14 protein-coding genes are annotated in these 16,233 nt (G+C 61.0%); 12 read left to right on the forward strand and 2 right to left on the reverse strand.

The annotated features are described in order from the left end of the window. Positions 1–20: 20 nt before the first annotated feature. Positions 21–854: an alpha/beta fold hydrolase gene (locus tag WBQ96_RS02385; protein WP_165117000.1), complete on the forward strand. Its 834-nt coding sequence runs from the start codon at positions 21–23 to the stop codon at positions 852–854. A gap of 63 nt (positions 855–917) precedes the next feature. On the opposite strand, the gene WBQ96_RS02390 is transcribed toward WBQ96_RS02385, so the two are convergent. Further along, complete coding sequence (locus WBQ96_RS02390; protein ID WP_165116998.1) at positions 918–1,709, reverse strand: helix-turn-helix transcriptional regulator; 792 nt, start codon at positions 1,707–1,709, stop codon at positions 918–920. A gap of 117 nt (positions 1,710–1,826) precedes the next feature. Between WBQ96_RS02390 and WBQ96_RS02395 the strand changes: the two genes are divergently transcribed. The 6 genes from WBQ96_RS02395 (at position 1,827) to WBQ96_RS02420 (ending at position 8,869) form a co-directional block, all read left to right on the forward strand. Then, a complete protein-coding gene (locus WBQ96_RS02395; RefSeq protein WP_165116996.1) occupies positions 1,827–3,170 on the forward strand; it encodes a glutamine synthetase family protein in 1,344 nt (447 codons plus the stop codon). Positions 3,171–3,205: 35 nt separating this feature from the next. Next, positions 3,206–4,381, forward strand: coding sequence for an iron-containing alcohol dehydrogenase (locus WBQ96_RS02400; protein ID WP_165116994.1), 1,176 nt, complete (start codon positions 3,206–3,208; stop codon positions 4,379–4,381). Positions 4,382–4,724: 343 nt separating this feature from the next. Next, complete coding sequence (locus tag WBQ96_RS02405) at positions 4,725–5,666, forward strand: ABC transporter permease (RefSeq protein WP_165116992.1); 942 nt, start codon at positions 4,725–4,727, stop codon at positions 5,664–5,666. A 17-nt stretch (positions 5,667–5,683) separates the two neighbouring features. Next, positions 5,684–6,496: an ABC transporter permease gene (locus tag WBQ96_RS02410; protein WP_376767701.1), complete on the forward strand. Its 813-nt coding sequence runs from the start codon at positions 5,684–5,686 to the stop codon at positions 6,494–6,496. A gap of 4 nt (positions 6,497–6,500) precedes the next feature. Next, entirely contained in the window at positions 6,501–8,153 is a 1,653-nt protein-coding gene (locus tag WBQ96_RS02415) for an ABC transporter ATP-binding protein (protein WP_165116988.1), read from the forward strand. A gap of 11 nt (positions 8,154–8,164) precedes the next feature. Beyond that, complete coding sequence (locus WBQ96_RS02420; RefSeq protein WP_165116986.1) at positions 8,165–8,869, forward strand: GntR family transcriptional regulator; 705 nt, start codon at positions 8,165–8,167, stop codon at positions 8,867–8,869. Between the two features lie 128 nt (positions 8,870–8,997). Here the strand turns inward: WBQ96_RS02420 and WBQ96_RS02425 are convergent, their stop codons facing one another. Continuing rightward, complete coding sequence (locus WBQ96_RS02425; RefSeq protein WP_336546643.1) at positions 8,998–10,359, reverse strand: glutamine synthetase family protein; 1,362 nt, start codon at positions 10,357–10,359, stop codon at positions 8,998–9,000. A gap of 244 nt (positions 10,360–10,603) precedes the next feature. On the opposite strand from WBQ96_RS02425, the gene WBQ96_RS02430 reads away from it, so the two are divergent. The 5 genes from WBQ96_RS02430 to WBQ96_RS02450 all read left to right on the forward strand — a co-directional run bounded on the left by WBQ96_RS02430 (position 10,604) and on the right by WBQ96_RS02450 (position 16,227). After that, on the forward strand, positions 10,604–12,019 hold the full coding sequence (locus tag WBQ96_RS02430; protein ID WP_165116984.1) for an aminotransferase family protein: 1,416 nt from the start codon (positions 10,604–10,606) through the stop codon (positions 12,017–12,019). 4 nt (positions 12,020–12,023) lie between these two features. Then, on the forward strand, positions 12,024–12,992 hold the full coding sequence (locus WBQ96_RS02435) for a 3-hydroxyacyl-CoA dehydrogenase NAD-binding domain-containing protein (RefSeq protein ID WP_165116982.1): 969 nt from the start codon (positions 12,024–12,026) through the stop codon (positions 12,990–12,992). A 3-nt stretch (positions 12,993–12,995) separates the two neighbouring features. Next, positions 12,996–13,787: a 3-keto-5-aminohexanoate cleavage protein gene (locus tag WBQ96_RS02440; RefSeq protein WP_205826621.1), complete on the forward strand. Its 792-nt coding sequence runs from the start codon at positions 12,996–12,998 to the stop codon at positions 13,785–13,787. Beyond that, positions 13,784–14,683 (forward strand): siderophore-interacting protein, encoded by a 900-nt coding sequence (locus tag WBQ96_RS02445; protein ID WP_165116981.1) that lies wholly within the window; start codon positions 13,784–13,786, stop codon positions 14,681–14,683. Before WBQ96_RS02440 ends, WBQ96_RS02445 begins: the two co-directional genes overlap by 4 nt. A 164-nt stretch (positions 14,684–14,847) precedes the next feature. Then, complete coding sequence (locus WBQ96_RS02450; RefSeq protein ID WP_165116979.1) at positions 14,848–16,227, forward strand: aminotransferase; 1,380 nt, start codon at positions 14,848–14,850, stop codon at positions 16,225–16,227. The last annotated feature ends 6 nt before the right edge of the window (positions 16,228–16,233 follow it).

A 16,233-nucleotide genomic window follows, 5' to 3' on the forward strand; every position in this document is an offset into this window, starting at 1 on the left:
ACAAGTGGAGGAGAAGCGCAATGAATAAGACATTCAAGACGACGGACGGGACGACGCTTTCTTACACGGATGAGGGATCGGGCAATGTATTGATCCTTCTGCATGGCTGGTCACAATCAGCGGCGATGTTCCGTCATCAGATCGAGCATTTCAGCAAGAACAGGCGCGTCATCGCCATGGACTTCCGCGGGCATGGAGCCTCGCCTGATGCCGGCCAAGGCTACAGGATTTATCGTCTGGCTGCCGATGTCGCGGAACTGATGGACCGCGAAAACATCAAGCGGGCTGATATGCTGGGGTGGTCGATGGGCACTTCGGTCCTGTGGGCATACATCGATCTCTTCGGCACGGGGCGCTTGAACAGGTTGATTTTCGTGGACGAACCGGCGTCCGTCATGCGTCAGCCGGGCATGTCGGACCAGGAGGTGATCAACGCAGGCGCGCTTTTCGACGGCGCTACGATGCTGTCGATAGCGGCCGAAATCATCGGCTCCAATGGTCATGCGGCACGAGGCGCATTCCTCGACTCCATGGTCACGAAAAACATCCCGCAAGACCTGAAGGCATGGCTTCTGGCTGAAAATCTCCGCGTCGCTCCCAAGGATGTCGCGGCCCTGTTCGTCAATCATTGCACGATCGACTGGAGCGAAATCTTCGCCCGGATCGACCAGCCCACTCTCATCATCGGCGGCCGGGTCAGCCACGTAGATCCACGGTCGCAGGAGTGGATTCACGCCCAGATGAAGAATTCAGAGCTTGTCATCTTCGAGGAACATGAGGGCGGGGCGCATTTCCCCTTCCTCGAGGCGCCGGACACCTTCAACAAGGTGCTTGAGCGCTTTATACAGGCTTGACCGGATGGCGATGTATCGCCGGCACAGACATATCGGTGCCGGCTCCCGGAGCGCTTGCCGAAATCAGTATTTCTGCAAATGGCTGATGAACAGCGAGAAGAGTGCTGACTGGCTCGATATCGACAGCTTCTGGTAGATGTTCTTGCGGTGTATCTTGACGGTGCCCTCGACGATCTTGAGAAGTGCTGCGATGGATGCGCTGGAATGGCCGCGCAATATCAGCGACGTTATCTCGATTTCACGTGCGGTCAGGACGTTGCGGGCCATCTGATCCAGCGCTGCATTTATCGGATCGGGGTGGTGACGCTCATTGCCCGATGCCTCCCTGTCGCCGGCGTCCTTCCAGTGGCTTTCGACAAGCGTGGATATGACCGCCTCGGCCGCGCGTATCGTCCGCAGTTCCGTCGCTGAAAACAGCGGCTCCTCGATCGACCGTGTGATGCTGACAACCACGCTCATGTCGGCTCTCGGCCGAACGAAGAAACCGATCTCGTCGCGGATGCGCGTGCGGACATAGTGCTGCTTGAAATATTCCGAACTGTAGAACTGATCGGGTGCGAGATCACGAAGCCGCCTTACGCCGGTGTCCTTCAGATTGACGGTGGCGTTGTAGAAGGGGTCGAGCAGATAGGGTCCCTTGGAATAATCGGCGATCACCGTCGCAGCCCGTTCCCGTGTCATGTTGTGGTAGAGAGACGCGGGCTTTGCCGGGCCCGAATAGGCAAAGACCATCAATATGTCGAACTCGATAAGGGTTGCCAGGGCTGCTTCGAGCGAGGACAGGAAATCCGGCGATCGAACGCCTGCAATTGCACGTGCCAGGCTCCGGTTCCATTGTTCAAAACCATACCGCAAATGAGACTGCCCCGATCATGTGCCGCGCCACTTTATTCGCGCGTCTATCCCGAAAGGGATATTCGTTTCCTATAACGCGAAGCCTAGCCTCTGACAAAATCCGGAGGCTGGATACCTATGCAAGACAAGACTGAAGCCGCAGCACGGCTGGAGGTAGGGCTTCGCAAGCTTGATGCGAAGTCGGTTCATATCGGCATGGTCGATCCCGACGGCGGCTTCCGCGACAAGCTGGTTTCAGCCGAAAAGGCGGTCAAGCTGGCCAAACACGGCTATCCTTTCTGCGAGGTCCTGTATTTCTGGGATATCGCCGAGAAAACCTTCCAGGATGGCGCCTATATCGATCGGCCGGCGGATATTCATGCGGACACGCTCCGCCGCTATCCCTTCTCGCCGGACACCGCACTTTGCCTTGCCGACTTCTCGGGCGAGTTCGGCCAACGCTCGGCGCGCAATCTGTGCCTGCGCCTGCTGGATGAGGCAGCGCAGCTTGGCTACAGCGTTCACTCCGCTTTCGAATTCGAGTTTTTCGTCTTCGCAGAAACACCGGAGACGCTGCGCGCCAAGAACTATCGCGACCTGACCCACTTCGCGCAGGGAAATCGCACCTATTCCCTTCAGACCGCTGCCCTGCATGGCGATCTGCTCAACGGCCTGAAAGATACGATGGCCACGATTGGGGTCGGCATCGATGCCTTGCACACTGAACTCGGACCCGGTTGTTTCGAAGCGCCGCTGACACATGCCAAAGACATCAAGGCTGCGGATGACGCGCTGTTGTTCAAGAACTTCGCCAGGGCTTTTTTCCTGCGCAATGGGTTGACCGCGGCCTTCATGTCAAAACTTTCGCCCGACCTTTCGGGTCAGTCGGGGCATTTTCATATTTCGCTGTCGGACCGCGATGGTGCTCCAGCCTTTGCGGCGTCATCGGAACCGGATGGCATTAGCCGGACGGCGCGTCATTTTCTCGGCGGTCTTGTCACGCTGATGCCGGAACTGCTCGCCCTTTGCAGCCATACCGTCAACGCCTACAAGCGCATGGTTCCCGGAGCCTGGGCGCCGACCGCCGCGACCTGGGGCGTCCAGAATCGCACCGCAGCAGTCCGGGTCATCAATGACACGCCTGAAGCGACGCGCCTGGAATTCCGGGTGCCGTCTGCGGACACCAATCCCTACCTTTCGCTGGCGATGTGTCTTGGCGCCGGCCTGTACGGCATCCGAAACGGCATTGAACCTCCGCAAGGCAGCGCGGAGAATTTCTACGCAGCCCGCCATGACCCGCTTTTCACCTTCCCGACCGATCTCGGCCGCGCCGCTGACCGGCTCGACGCCAGCGCGGCTGCACGCGCGATCTTCGGGGATATCTTCGTTGATAGCCATGTCGCCGGCCGCCGCTTCGAGGATGCGGAATATCGCCGGCATGTCAGCGAATGGGAGTTGCGGCGCTATCTGGAAGTGGCCTGAACGGCCATCATATCGTGAATGAAGGACATGCATCTATGACGCCGAATGCGCAGACTATCACCGCCAACTGGAGTTTCCCGACATCGGTCCGTTTCGGCGTCGATCGAATTGGCGAGCTTGCTTCCATCGTGCGAGAGCTGGGTGCAAGCCGGCCCATCGTGATTACCGACAGCGGCCTCAAGGATCTGCCGCCGGTGCGGCGCGCGCTTGAGGCGTTGCGGGCAGGGGGCATAGAGCCGGAACTGTTCCACGGGGTCAAGCCGAACCCGACCGGAACAAACGTGATGGATGGCGTCAAGGCGCTGAAGGCAGGCCGTCACGATCTGGTGGTCGCAATCGGTGGCGGCAGTGGCCTCGATGCAGCCAAGGCCATCGCATTGATGGCAACGCAGTCGCGCCCGATGTGGGATTTCGAGGATGTTGGCGATAACTGGACACGCGTCGACACCTCTGCGCTGTTGCCCGTCATTGCCATTCCGACCACCGCCGGTACCGGCTCCGAGCTCGGACGCTCCTCCGTCATCACCAACGAAGATGAAGCCCGCAAGGTCATTGTCTTCCATCCGCACATGATGCCTGAGGTGGTCGTCATGGACCCGGCTTTGACCGCGGGCCTTCCTGCGCACATTACAGCCGCGACCGGCATGGATGCGCTGTCGCATGCGCTCGAAGCCTATTGCGCCCCGACCTATCATCCGATGGCGGAAGGCATTTCCCTCAACGCACTCCGTCTCGTCAAGCAGTGGCTGCCCCGGGCTGTTGCCGACGGCTCCGATCTGGAGGCCAGATCCCAGATGCTCGCCGCGTCCGGTATGGGCTGTGTTGCCCTGCAGAAAGGGCTCGGCGCGATCCATGCGCTCGCTCATCCACTGGGAGCGCTTCACGATGCACATCACGGCCTTCTGAATGCGGTGCTGATGCCTTATGTGGTCCGCTTCAACATACCGGCAATCGAAGACAAGCTTACCGTTCTGGCACGCTTCCTCGATCTGCCGAAACACGATGCCGAAGCCGTGATCGAATGGATATGCAAGCTTCGCCAGACGATAGGCCTACCGGCCACGTTGCCTGAAATGGGTCTGGCGAATATCGACCGTGAGCGAGTCTGCGAAATGGGCGCGGTCGATCCATCGGCCGGCGGCAATCCGATTCCGCTCGACCCGAAAAACCTCCGCACGATTCTTGATGCTGCAATCGATGGCAGGCTGTGAGCGTCTCGCACGTAGGGCGGCATTGGTCTGTTACGCTTGCCGCTTAGGCTTTCATGCCTAAAAAAACAGCAACCATGGAAGCAACTTACTTTATCTGGATTTGAGTTTCTCGTGGGATGGCGAGAAAGAACCCTTATTGATTTCAAGTTGATAGAGATAAAAACGCCCTGTCGATATTTACAATTGCGCGATCGTCGATCGCACTATAATAAATAGGAAAATCATAATCGCGACGAAGGGGAACATCGCGCGTGACCGCAAGGCAACGGCATTTACATCAGCCCTTTTGTCCAAACGCTCATCGCGAGTCACCAGCCAGTTCGCAAAGTGAGGCGGGACGGCGATGAGAAAGTTCCTGCTCGGCCGACTGGCTTCCGCGATACCGACACTGATCATCGTCACCATTGCGGTTTTCGTCATGGTGCGGCTGATTCCTGGCGATCCGGCCAAGCTCATGCTGGGCGACCTCGCCCGCCCGGACCAGGTCGAGGCGCTGCGACACCGCATGGGGCTCGACCAGCCGATCGTCACGCAATACTTCCTCTGGCTCGGCAATATTTTTCGCGGCGACTTCGGCAGCTCCATCACCTCGGCACAGCAGGTGCTGCCGCTGATGCTGGAGCGATTTTCGGTCTCGGCGACAATCGTGGTCGTGGCCGTGGGAATAGCGGCGATGATTGCCGTGCCGGCGGGCATGTTCGCGGCCTGGCGGCAAAACAGCCTGACCGACCTCAGCGTCGTGGCACTGTCGACCCTGCTCCTGTCGATCCCGAGTTTCTGGCTCGGCCTGATGATCCTGCTGTTCCTGGGCCTGAAGCTCAACTGGTTCCCGATAGTCGGCTTCGTCTCCTTTGATGATGATTTCCTGAAGGCATTGTCATTTATCGCCATGCCGGTGCTGACGCTGGTGCTGGTCGAGATTGGCTCGATCGTGCGCATGGCGCGGGCAAGCACGATCGAGGTAGCAAGGCTCGAATATATCACCCATGCGCGAGCCAAGGGCTTGTCGGAATCGGCGGTAATGTGGCGGCACGCCTTCAAGAACGCATTCGCGCCGACCTGGACGCTGATCGGCCTGATCCTCGGCAGCCTGCTCGGTGGCATCGCCGTCATCGAGACTGTCTTCACGATCCCTGGTCTCGGACGGCTGCTGGTGGACGCGATCTATGCGCGCGACTATCCGGTCGTACAGGGCTGCATCCTCTTCGTCGCGGTCATCTACGTTCTGGTCAATCTGGTCGTGGACCTGCTCTATCCGCTCTTCGACCCCAGGATCACGCAATGAGTGTCCTTTCCCTTGCTCTGCCGCGACGCAGCGCCAATGCAACCATTGGCGGCGCTATTGTCATCAGCTTAGTCGTGCTGGCCGTGCTGGGCCCCCAGATCGCACCATACGACCCATTGGCGCTCGACCTCCTGTCGCGCATGAAGGGGTTGAGCGCGACCCATTGGCTCGGCACCGACGAATTCGGCCGCGATATACTGAGCAGACTCATTCACGGCGCACGCACCAGCGTCTGGATCTCGTTCGCCACTGTCGCCTTCGCCATGGTGTTCGGGCTCTTCTTCGGGGTGCTCGCAGGCTTTCTGCGCGGCTGGACCGACCGCATCATCATGACCTTCAACGATGCGCTGCTGGCCTTCCCTGGCCTGCTTCTGGCGCTCGGCATCATGGCAATCGCCGGCGCCAGCCGCGACGCTATCGTGGTTGCACTTGGGCTGGCCTATACACCCGCCGTGGTGCGCGTCGCGCGTGCCAGCGTGATGTCGATCCGCGAACGCGAATATATCGAGGCATCGCGGGTGATGGGCAACAGCGAACTGATAACGATGCTGCGCCACGTCCTGCCCAACTGCATCGCCCCGATGACGGTGCTGGCGACAACCATGTTCGGTTGGGTGATCCTGTCAGAGAGTGCGCTCTCCTTTCTCGGTCTCGGTGTTCCCCCACCGGCGCCGACCTGGGGCAACATGCTGGCGACTGGCCGGCCTTTCATCACCCAGGCGCCACATCTGATCATCCTGCCGGGCCTGTGCATCTCGGTCACATTACTGGGGATCAACATGCTGGGCGATGCGATCCGCGACTGGTTCGACCCGAAGATGCAGGGCTGAGCACATGACCAAAGGCACGAGCAGCACAGCACCAGTCGTCACGGCCAAGGACCTGACCGTCACGATCGGACCGGTTGGCCCGAAGATCGTCGACGGGCTGAACTTCACAATCAATTCCGGCGGGATGCTGGCGCTGGTCGGCGAATCCGGCTCCGGCAAGACCATGGCGGCGCGTGCCGTGCTCGGCCTGCTGCCGACGCCGCTGATCGTTGCGCCGGGCAGCAGCATCCGCTTCAACAATACCGAGCTGGTCGGCCTGCCGCCAAAAGCGATGCGTGGTATTCGCGGCGCGCGCATCGGCATGGTTTTCCAGGAGCCGATGGTCTCGCTCAACCCGTCCATGACGATCGGCGAGCAGATGGCCGAAGGGCTGACGCTTCACCAGAAGCTCGGCAAGAGCGAGATACGCGACCGCTCGCTGGCCATGCTGGAGCGAATCCAGATCAAGGATCCGGCCCGTTGCCTTTCCGCCTATCCGCATGAATTCTCCGGCGGCATGCGCCAGCGCATCATGCTGGCCTCGGTCATGCTGCTGAAACCGGAACTGCTGATCGCCGACGAGCCAACGACGGCGCTGGACACGCTGGTTCAGCGCGATGTGCTCGACCTGATGATGGAGCTGACGCAAGAGAATGGGACGGCGGTCCTTCTGATCAGCCATGATCTCGGCATGGTCTCGCATTATGCGCGCGATGTCGTGGTGATGCACAAGGGAAAGGCGGTGGAACAGGGGCTCAGCAACGACGTACTCACCGCTCCGAAGCACGACTACACCAAGCGCCTCGTCGATGCGCTGCCGAAGCGGCAGGCGGGGGGTGCGCGCAATTCGACGCGTGCGGAGCCGCTGCTCGAAATGCGCGATATCGTCATCGATTACCCCGGCCGCAGCCATCTCTTCCGGACCAGCCAGCCAAAGCGCGCGGTCGATACGGTCGACCTGGTTGTCGGTCGCGGCGAGACTGTGGCTCTTGTCGGTGCATCGGGCTCGGGCAAGACGACGCTCGGCCGTGCAATCGTCGGTCTGGTGCAAACGACTTCCGGCTCGATCAGTTTCCGCGGCAAGCCGCTTGAATTCGGACGCAGCGAAACGGCGAAGGTCCATCGCGCCGACATCCAGATCATCTTCCAGGATCCCTATTCCTCGCTCGATCCACGCCAGCGGGTGGAAGATATCGTCGGCGAACCGCTGAAGCTCGACCCGTCGATCTCGAAGGCCGAACGCGACAGGCGCGTGCGCGAGGTGTTTTCAGAGGTTGGGCTCGGCCCTGAATTCCTGCGGCGGCTGCCGCACCAGCTTTCCGGCGGCCAGCGCCAGCGTGTTGCCATAGCCCGCGCCATCATTCGGCGACCGGCCTTCGTGGTTGCAGATGAACCAGTTTCGGCGCTCGACATGACGGTGCAGAAGCAGATCCTCGAACTGATCCGCACGCTGCAGGAACGCTATGGCTTTGCCTGCCTGTTTGTGTCGCATGATCTTGGCGCCGTCGAGCAGGTGTCGGACCGCGTGGCGGTGATGGAAAACGGCAAGATCGTCGAGGTGGGCAATCGCGACGACATATTCGATCGTCCGCAGCATCCCTATACGCGCCGCCTGCTTGATGCGGCGATGCTGCTGGACAGAAAATTCGATGGCGCGGCCGCACAGCCGGCGGCATGACGGGACTGGTTATGACCGATAAACCTGGCTTTGGCCTCTCTTCCATCGACGCTGTGCCGCTGCATGAAAGAGTTTACCTCGAACTCGTCAAGGCGTTGATGTCGGGGCATTTCGCGCCGGGTCAAAAGCTGACGTCGCGCAAGCTAGCCGCCGAACTCGGAACCAGCGACATGCCGGTGCGCAGTGCGCTGTCGCGGCTGCAGTCGCTGCGCGCACTGAGTGCGTTGCCCAATGGCAGCATGGAAGTGCCGCTCATGACCGCAGAGCGCTTCCGCCAGTTGATGGAGGCGCGTATCGTGCTTGAAGGTGCGGCAACGGAGGCGGCCGCAGGCCTGATAAACGGCAACAATCTGCGAACCGTCAGGCGCAACTCCAGTGACCTTACCGATGCGGCACGAGCAGGCGATATCGGGCTTTATCTGCGCAGCAACTACGAGTTCAAATTCTCCATCTACCGCCACTGTGGCAACGATCAGATGATCTTTCTGATCGAAACCTTGTGGATGCAGGTCGGGCCGTTCCTCCGCAGCTACGCCGGTGTGTTCGAAGGGGCGCTTTTGGGCATCCTTGAGATAGACTATCACGAGGATGCTCTGGCAGCGCTTGAGGCCAAGGATGCCGCGCGTGCCCGCGATGCAATCGTGCGTGATTTGCGCGAGGGGGCAGCCCATCTTCTCGGCAAGGCCCGTTTTCACGACGCATCCGCTGCAGCGTAGCTGAGCCAGCGCAGTCCTCATTTCCTGGCAGACGACACGGAAGGCCTCGTCTGATGCTTTGAAATGCCGGCCTGCTGCATGAATGAGCCGTCAAAGCAGCGATAACTCAGGATCGACGGGCCGCACGGCTACACGCTTTCGAGATAGGTTTCGATTTCGAAGTCGCTCACTTCTTTGGCAAAAGTGTTGAGTTCCTGACGTTTGCAAGCGACGAAAGCGTCTCGCAGATCGGCCGAGAAGAGTTCGGCCATCAGCGGGCCGGCCTCGAAGGCGTTGATGCCGGATACCCAGTCCGGCGGCAGGTTGGGCAGGCTGTGAGAGCCGACATCGCTGACGATCGGTTCGCCGGGTTCCAGCCTGCGCTCGATGCCGATCAGAGCCGCCCCCAGCACCGTGGCCAGCACGAGGTATGGATTGGCATCGGCGCCGGCGACGCGATGCTCGATGCGGCGCGCCTTGTTCGGGCCGCCCGGAATACGGATTGCCACCATGCGGTTCTCATAGCCCCAGGCGACCACCGTTGGCGCATAGGAGTTCGGCCGCAGCCGGCGGTAGGAATTGAAGTGCGGCGCAAAGATCAGTGTGCTCTCGGCCATGCCGGAGAGCAGCCCGCCGACCGCGTGGCGCATTGCATCCGACCCCTTGTCGGTTCCGTCGTTGAAGATGTTGTTGCCGTCGCGGTCGAGCAGGCTGAAATGGACATGCAGTCCGTTGCCGGCACGGTCGCCATAAGGCTTGGCCATGAAGCTAGCGGCAAAGCCATGCTTGCGGGCGATGCCCTTGACGGTGCGCTTGAACAGGACCGCGTCGTCAGCGGCCCGCAAGGCATCCGGCAGGTGGTTGAGATTGATCTCGAACTGACCGACGCCATTCTCGGCAATAGCGGTATCGACGGGAATACCCTGCGCCCGGCACGAGGCGTAGACGTCGTGGATGAAAGATTCGAAAGCGTCGATCTCGTCGATGGAGAGAGCTGCATCAGAATCCAGCCGCTTGCCCGTCACGGGAGAAACCGGACCGACCGGCTTATTCGACGTTGGATCGAAGAGGTAGAATTCGAGCTCCGTCGCCACGACCGGCGTCAGCCCATGCCCGGCATAGCGCTTAAGGATCGCGGCCAGCGCCTGGCGTGGATCGCCGAGGAAGGGCGAACCATCGTCATGTGCCAGAGAAAGCGGCACCAGCGCGGTCGGATGCGACGTCCAGTCGATCGGGAGAATGTCCCTGCCGGTCCAGTGGCAGATCGCGTCAGCATCGCCATTGCTGAAGACGAGCGCATTGCCCTCGATGTCCTCGCCCCAGATATCGAGGCCGACAAGGGAGTAAGGCATGCGCATCCCGCCCTCGAGCGCTTTGCGGGCCTGATCGGAAGCGATGCGCTTGCCCCGCAGCACGCCGTTCAGATCGCAGACGGCAACCCGAAGGCTGTCGATCTCGGGATGCTTCGCAAGCCACGCCAGTGCGTCATCTATTGGTTGGGTCGATCCCAATTGTTTCTCCCATTAGTGGTAGCTAGCCCAGGCGTGGCGCAGGCATTACCCTACGACTGCTTGTCAAAACTGCAGTTTATATCCCTCTGCCTCGGCCTGCCGAAAAAATTTATCGTTGGAAATCAAATTTCTTGTTGGCAGAAAAGGCATTTTTCTGAAATACATTATGCGATCTGCGATCGCAATATCGAAATGACAAAATGATCACGCAGCAGGGTTTTACGATCAGGGAGGCGCTGAGCGCATGAATGAACATGTCGGGCAGGAATTCGACAACGCAGCTCTGGTCTCTTCCGACCGCGGCTCATTCTTCCACCCGTTCACCGCGATCGCCGATCAGCAGGCGAATGGCGCACTGGTCATGGTCGAGGCGAAGGGCTCGCGCATCATTGACGCGAGCGGCAAGGAATTCATCGATGCCGCGGCCGGTCTGTGGTGCGTGAATGTCGGCTACGGCCGCCGCGAAATCAGCGACGCGATCGCCGCGCAGTCGCAGAAGCTGCCATATTTCCATTCCTTCAACGGCATCAGCAATGAGCCGAGCATCCGCCTGTCGGAGAAGCTGCTTTCGCTGGCGCCGAAATCCATGCGGCGGGTGTTCTATGGCTCGTCCGGGTCCGATGCCAACGACACGGCCGTCAAGATGCTCTGGTACTACAACATCTGCCGGGGCAAACCGGAAAAGCGCAAGATCATCTCGCGCGACTACGCCTATCACGGCGTATCCGTCGCCTCGGGCAGTTTATCCGGCATTCCGATGGTGCATCAGAATTTCGGCATTCCTCTCGATTTCGCACGGCATGTTTCGCGGCCTGATCTCTATCGCGATGCCCCATTGCGCCAATGTCACACCGAGGAAGCCTATTCGGCCTATCTCGCCAACGAACTGGACCAGATGATCCGCGCCGAAGGCGCAGACACGGTCGCTGGTTTCGTGGCCGAACCGGTCATGGGAACGGGTGGCGTGCTGCCGCCGCCGCGCGGTTATTTCCAGGAAATCCAGAAAGTTCTCAACCTGTACGACGTGCGGCTCGTCGCCGACGAGGTGATCACCGGCTATGGGCGCACCGGCACATGGTTCGCCTCGGAAGCCTGCGGCATGAAACCTGACCTGATCCTGACCGCCAAGGGGCTGACCAGCGGCTACCTGCCATTGTCGGCAGTGTTTGTCGGCGATCAAATCTGGTCGGTCTTCGAGGAGGCATCGAAGGACGGGCGCGTCTTTGCTCACGGCTTCACCTATTCGGGTCACCCGACCTGCGCGGCTGCCGCACTCGCCAATCTTGAAATCATCGAACGGGAGGGCCTGGTCGAGCATGTTGCCGCGATCGCGGGCGATTTCCGTGCTGCCTTCGATGCCGCGATCGGCGGCTGTGCGATTGTCGGCGAAATCCGCAGCGCCGGCCTGATGATGGGCGTAGAACTCGTTGCCGACCGAGACACCAAAGCCAAGCTGCCGGCTACGGCCAAGATCGCGGGTCGCGTTGCGACGGCCGCCCGGCGGCATGGCGTTCTGGTGCGTGGCCTACCGAACTCCGACATCATCGCTCTGTCGCCACCCTTCATCGTCACCGAGGAAGAGATCGCGCTCATCGCCACGGGCTTACGCAATGCGATCGAAGATGTGACGCAGGAACTCCGCAGTGAAGGGCTGATCTGAACGAATGAGCACAGCGCCGATTGCCTATCGCAGCGAAGAAATCCGGACCGTCGCTATTATCGGCTGCGGCCTGATCGGCGGCGCATGGGCGGCATATTTCCTGAGCCGGGGGCTGGCAGTCAGAGCCTATGATCCGCTTCCCGATGGCGAAGCGCGGCTGCGCAAGATCGTCCGTGAGGCACTTGCCGATCTCGAACTGCTCGGTGGAGGATCCAAGGTCGGCGCTGGCGCGCTGGCTTATTTCCCGACACTTGGCGAGGCTGTTGCCGGCGCGGATTATGTTCAGGAGAATGCGCCCGAGAAGATCGAGCTGAAGCAGGCACTGCTGGGCGAAATCGACGCCGTCGCTCCTTCCGATGTGGTGATCGGGTCAAGCACCTCATCCTTTCCGGCCAGCGAATTGCAGGCCAGCTGTTCGCATCCGCAGCGCATCGTCGTCGCACACCCGTTCAACCCGCCGCATCTGGTGCCACTTGTCGAGATCGTGCGTGGAGAGTGCACCGACATCGCGGCTCAGGATGCGGCCTATCGCTTCTTCGAGCGGATCGGCAAGGCACCGGTTCGGGTCACGAAGGAGGCCGTGGGACATCTCGCCAACCGCATGAGTGCCGCGCTCTGGCGCGAAGCCGTGCACATCGTCGCGGAAGGTATCGCCTCTGTCGAGGATGTCGACCGCGCGATACGCTTCGGGCCGGGCCTGCGCTGGGCGATCGACGGGCCGCATATGCTTTACCATCTTGGCGGCGGGGACGGCGGCATCGAAGCCTATCTGAACCATCTCGGGCCGGCGCAGGAAGCGCGCTGGGCAACGCTGGGCACGCCAAGGCTGGATGCGGCGACCCGCGCAAAGCTCATCGAAGGTGTCGCGGATGAGGCGGATGGACGTTCCATCGACAAACTCAAGTCGCGTCGCGACCGACTGATGATCGCCGTGTTGAAAGCGCTCGCCGACGACAGCCGGGAGGATGGGTGATCCATGGCTCTTCCACTCATCATGGTCGCGCCGAACGGCGCCCGCCGCACCAAAGCTGATCATCCCGCCCTGCCGATGACGATCGACGAAATAGCGCAGACTGCATTGGCCTGCCGCCGCGCCGGAGCCGGCGCGATCCACGCCCATGTGCGTGGCGCCGATGGCGGCCATATACTCGACGCCGGGCTTTACGCAGCACTTCTCAAGCGCCTCGCCGAGAAAGTGCCGGACATGGCGGTGCAGATCTCAACGGAAGCGGTCGGGCTTTATTCGGCGCCCGAGCAGATGCAATTGGTGCGAACACTCAGACCGAAAGCAATCTCGGTTGCGTTGCGCGAACTCTGCCCAGCCCAGGCCGACGAGGCGGCGGCAGAGGCGTTCTACGCCTGGTGCGCGTGCGAAGGCATCGACGTTCAGCACATCCTCTACGACGACGCCGACGTCGGGCGGCTCGGCGATCTGATCGCGCGTGGCGTTGTTCCGGTGGGCGCACCATCGGTGATCTATGTGCTCGGGCGCTATTCGGTGAACCAGGAGAGCACGCCGGATGACCTCGCGCCATTTCTTGCGGCGGCGGCGGACCTGTCCGAAGCGCCGGACTGGATGGTCTGCGCATTCGGCCGTGGCGAGACCGCATGTCTCGAAGCCGCACTCCGGGCTGGCGGCAAGGTTCGCGTCGGTTTTGAAAACAGCCTCTGGAATGCAGATGGCGGAATCGCCGCCTCCAACGAAGAACGGGTGGCGGAAATCCATCGCATCGCCGCCGATCTCGGGCGAACGGGAGTCGCGGCATGAGCGAGCGTCCCTATCGGATATTCGAGGCTTTTCTTGTCTCCAAACAGATGTTGACGCCGCATATGGCGAGGCTGACTTTCGACGGCGAGCACATCGCCGACATGACGACGCGCGCGCCGGACCAGCGCATTAAGTTGTTCTTTCCCATGGATGACGGGACGCCGCCCGCAATTCCCAATCGTCCTGACTGGTACGAAATCTACAAATCCATCCCACCTGCCGAGCGCGCGCCGATGCGGACCTATACGATCCGCTCGCTCGACGCCGACGCACGGGAACTGGTCGTCGATTTCGTCATGCATGGCGACAACGGCCCGGCCTCGCGCTGGGCCATGTATGCCGAGCCGGGCGATCGCATCCAGATCTCCGCGCCGAACCGGCGTTTCGATGGCGTGATCGGAGGCTTCGACTGGGAGCCGCCTGCAGGGCTCTCGCAGCTTCTGCTGATTGCAGACGAGACCGCGTTGCCGGCCGCCGCCGGAATCCTGGAAGAGATTGCCGGCTGGAAAGCCAAGCCCGCGACACAGGCCTTCATCGAGGTGCCGAGTGAAGCCGATGTGATCGATCTGCCGCGATGGGACGGGCTGCGTTTGACGTGGCTACCACGCGGGCAGCACGATCACGCTTTCGGCGCGCAGATGGTTGCGGCGGCGGAAGCCGCCGAGATACCGGCATCCGTGCTTGGTGCAGGTGCGATGGAGCTCGAAGCAGTCGATGTCGATCACGATATCCTCTGGGATCGTGCCGAAACTATCGACAATGCTTTCTACGGCTGGATTGCCGGCGAAACCGCCGCTGTCAGCCGCATCCGAACGCTCTTCATCAAGGAGAAGCGTATCGACCGTCGGCATCTGACCATGATGGGCTACTGGCGGCACGGGAAGGTCCGTGCTTAGGCCGCCGGCAATCGCAAATTTCTGCGGGATCGTGCTATGCGCGGTCACCCCATCGTCGCGCACGCGTCGCGCTGAGCTTCTGCAGCTTTGCGCCCGTATCGGCTACTCGCCGCCTGTTTGGCCTGCCTGAGACTCCATCTGTTTCACGCACAAGGACAAGCAAAATGACCTATCAGAATTTCTCCCGGGCACAGCTTCAGGCGATCGATTCCGCGCATCACCTCCATCCCTTCACAGACCACAAGGAACTCCGTGGCGCAGGTGCGCGCATGATTACGCGGGCCGAAGGGCCATTCATCTATGACAGCGAAGGCACGCAGATCCTCGATGGAATGGCAGGCCTGTGGTGCGTCAATGTCGGATATGGCCGCGAGGAACTCGCCAAGGCTGCCTACGACCAGATGAAGGAACTACCCTTCTACAACTCGTTCTTCCGTTGCACCACGCCGACGCCTGTGCTGCTTGCGGCGAAGCTCGCCGAACTCGCTCCCGCCAATGTCAATCAGGTCTTTTACGGATCGTCCGGTTCGGAGGCCAACGACACGGCGCTGCGGCTGGTGCGGCACTATTGGGCACTGGAAGGAAAGCCGACGAAGCGCATCGTGATCTCGCGCAAATCGGCCTATCACGGCTCGTCCATTGCCGGTGCATCGCTGGGCGGCATGGATGGCATGCACAGCCAGCTCTATGGCGCGGTGCCCGACATCGTTCATGTCATGCCGCCATATTCCTTCGAACTGGCCTTACCGGGCGAAAGCGATCACGATTTCGGGCTCAGGGCTGCGCGTGCCGTCGAGCAGGCAATCCTCGATGCGGGTGCGGAGAATGTCGCGGCCTTCATCGGCGAGCCAATTCTCGGGGCAGGGGGTGTGAAGATTCCGCCGGCAAGCTACTGGCCAGAAATTCAGCGAATCTGCGACAAATACGATGTGCTTCTGATGATCGACGAGGTCATCACCGGCTATGGCCGCACCGGTGCCTGGTTCGCCTCCGAAACCTATGGGATCAAGGCCGACACCATCACGACCGCAAAGGCGCTGACCTCGGGCTATCAACCTTTGTCAGCGCTTCTGGTGGGCGACCGCATCGCCTCGACCCTGGTCGACAAGGGTGGAGAATTTTACCACGGCTACACCTATTCCGGACACCCAGTCGCATGCGCTGTCGCACTCAAGAACCTCGAAATCATAGACCGTGAAGGCCTGATCGACCGGGTGAAGAACGACACCGGTCCCTATTTCGCCGCAGCACTTGCCGAGCGTATCGGCACGCATGATCTGATCGGCGAGACCCGCGCGATCGGCCTGATGGGTGCGATCGAAATCGTCAAGGACAGGGGTACGCGCGAGCGCTTTGCCGGCGGCGCGTCCGGCGACAAGATTCGCGATCTGTCCATAGCAAACGGCTTCATGGTGCGCTCTGTCGGCGACACCATCATCATGGCACCGCCGCTGATCTGGACACGGGAGCATGTCGACATGGCCTGTGATCGCCTGGCCAAAGCGCTGGACAGCGCCGAGGCAGATCTGCGCCGCGCAGGCTGAAATCGC

Source organism: Mesorhizobium sp. CCNWLY176 (genome assembly GCF_037153935.1).
GTDB classification, from domain to species: domain Bacteria; phylum Pseudomonadota; class Alphaproteobacteria; order Rhizobiales; family Rhizobiaceae; genus Mesorhizobium_M; species Mesorhizobium_M zhangyense.

Bases quoted from the DNA above. Each gene is read 5' to 3' on its own strand.
- WBQ96_RS02405 (WP_165116992.1), top strand. From the start codon at position 4,725: ATGAGAAAGTTCCTGCTCGGCCGACTGGCTTCCGCGATACCGACACTG.
- WBQ96_RS02435 (WP_165116982.1), top strand. From the start codon at position 12,024: ATGAGCACAGCGCCGATTGCCTATCGCAGCGAAGAAATCCGGACCGTC.
- WBQ96_RS02385 (WP_165117000.1), top strand. From the start codon at position 21: ATGAATAAGACATTCAAGACGACGGACGGGACGACGCTTTCTTACACG.
- WBQ96_RS02420 (WP_165116986.1), top strand. From the start codon at position 8,165: ATGACCGATAAACCTGGCTTTGGCCTCTCTTCCATCGACGCTGTGCCG.
- WBQ96_RS02450 (WP_165116979.1), top strand. From the start codon at position 14,848: ATGACCTATCAGAATTTCTCCCGGGCACAGCTTCAGGCGATCGATTCC.
- WBQ96_RS02445 (WP_165116981.1), top strand. From the start codon at position 13,784: ATGAGCGAGCGTCCCTATCGGATATTCGAGGCTTTTCTTGTCTCCAAA.
- WBQ96_RS02415 (WP_165116988.1), top strand. From the start codon at position 6,501: ATGACCAAAGGCACGAGCAGCACAGCACCAGTCGTCACGGCCAAGGAC.
- WBQ96_RS02400 (WP_165116994.1), top strand. From the start codon at position 3,206: ATGACGCCGAATGCGCAGACTATCACCGCCAACTGGAGTTTCCCGACA.
- WBQ96_RS02440 (WP_205826621.1), top strand. From the start codon at position 12,996: ATGGCTCTTCCACTCATCATGGTCGCGCCGAACGGCGCCCGCCGCACC.
- WBQ96_RS02430 (WP_165116984.1), top strand. From the start codon at position 10,604: ATGAATGAACATGTCGGGCAGGAATTCGACAACGCAGCTCTGGTCTCT.
- WBQ96_RS02395 (WP_165116996.1), top strand. From the start codon at position 1,827: ATGCAAGACAAGACTGAAGCCGCAGCACGGCTGGAGGTAGGGCTTCGC.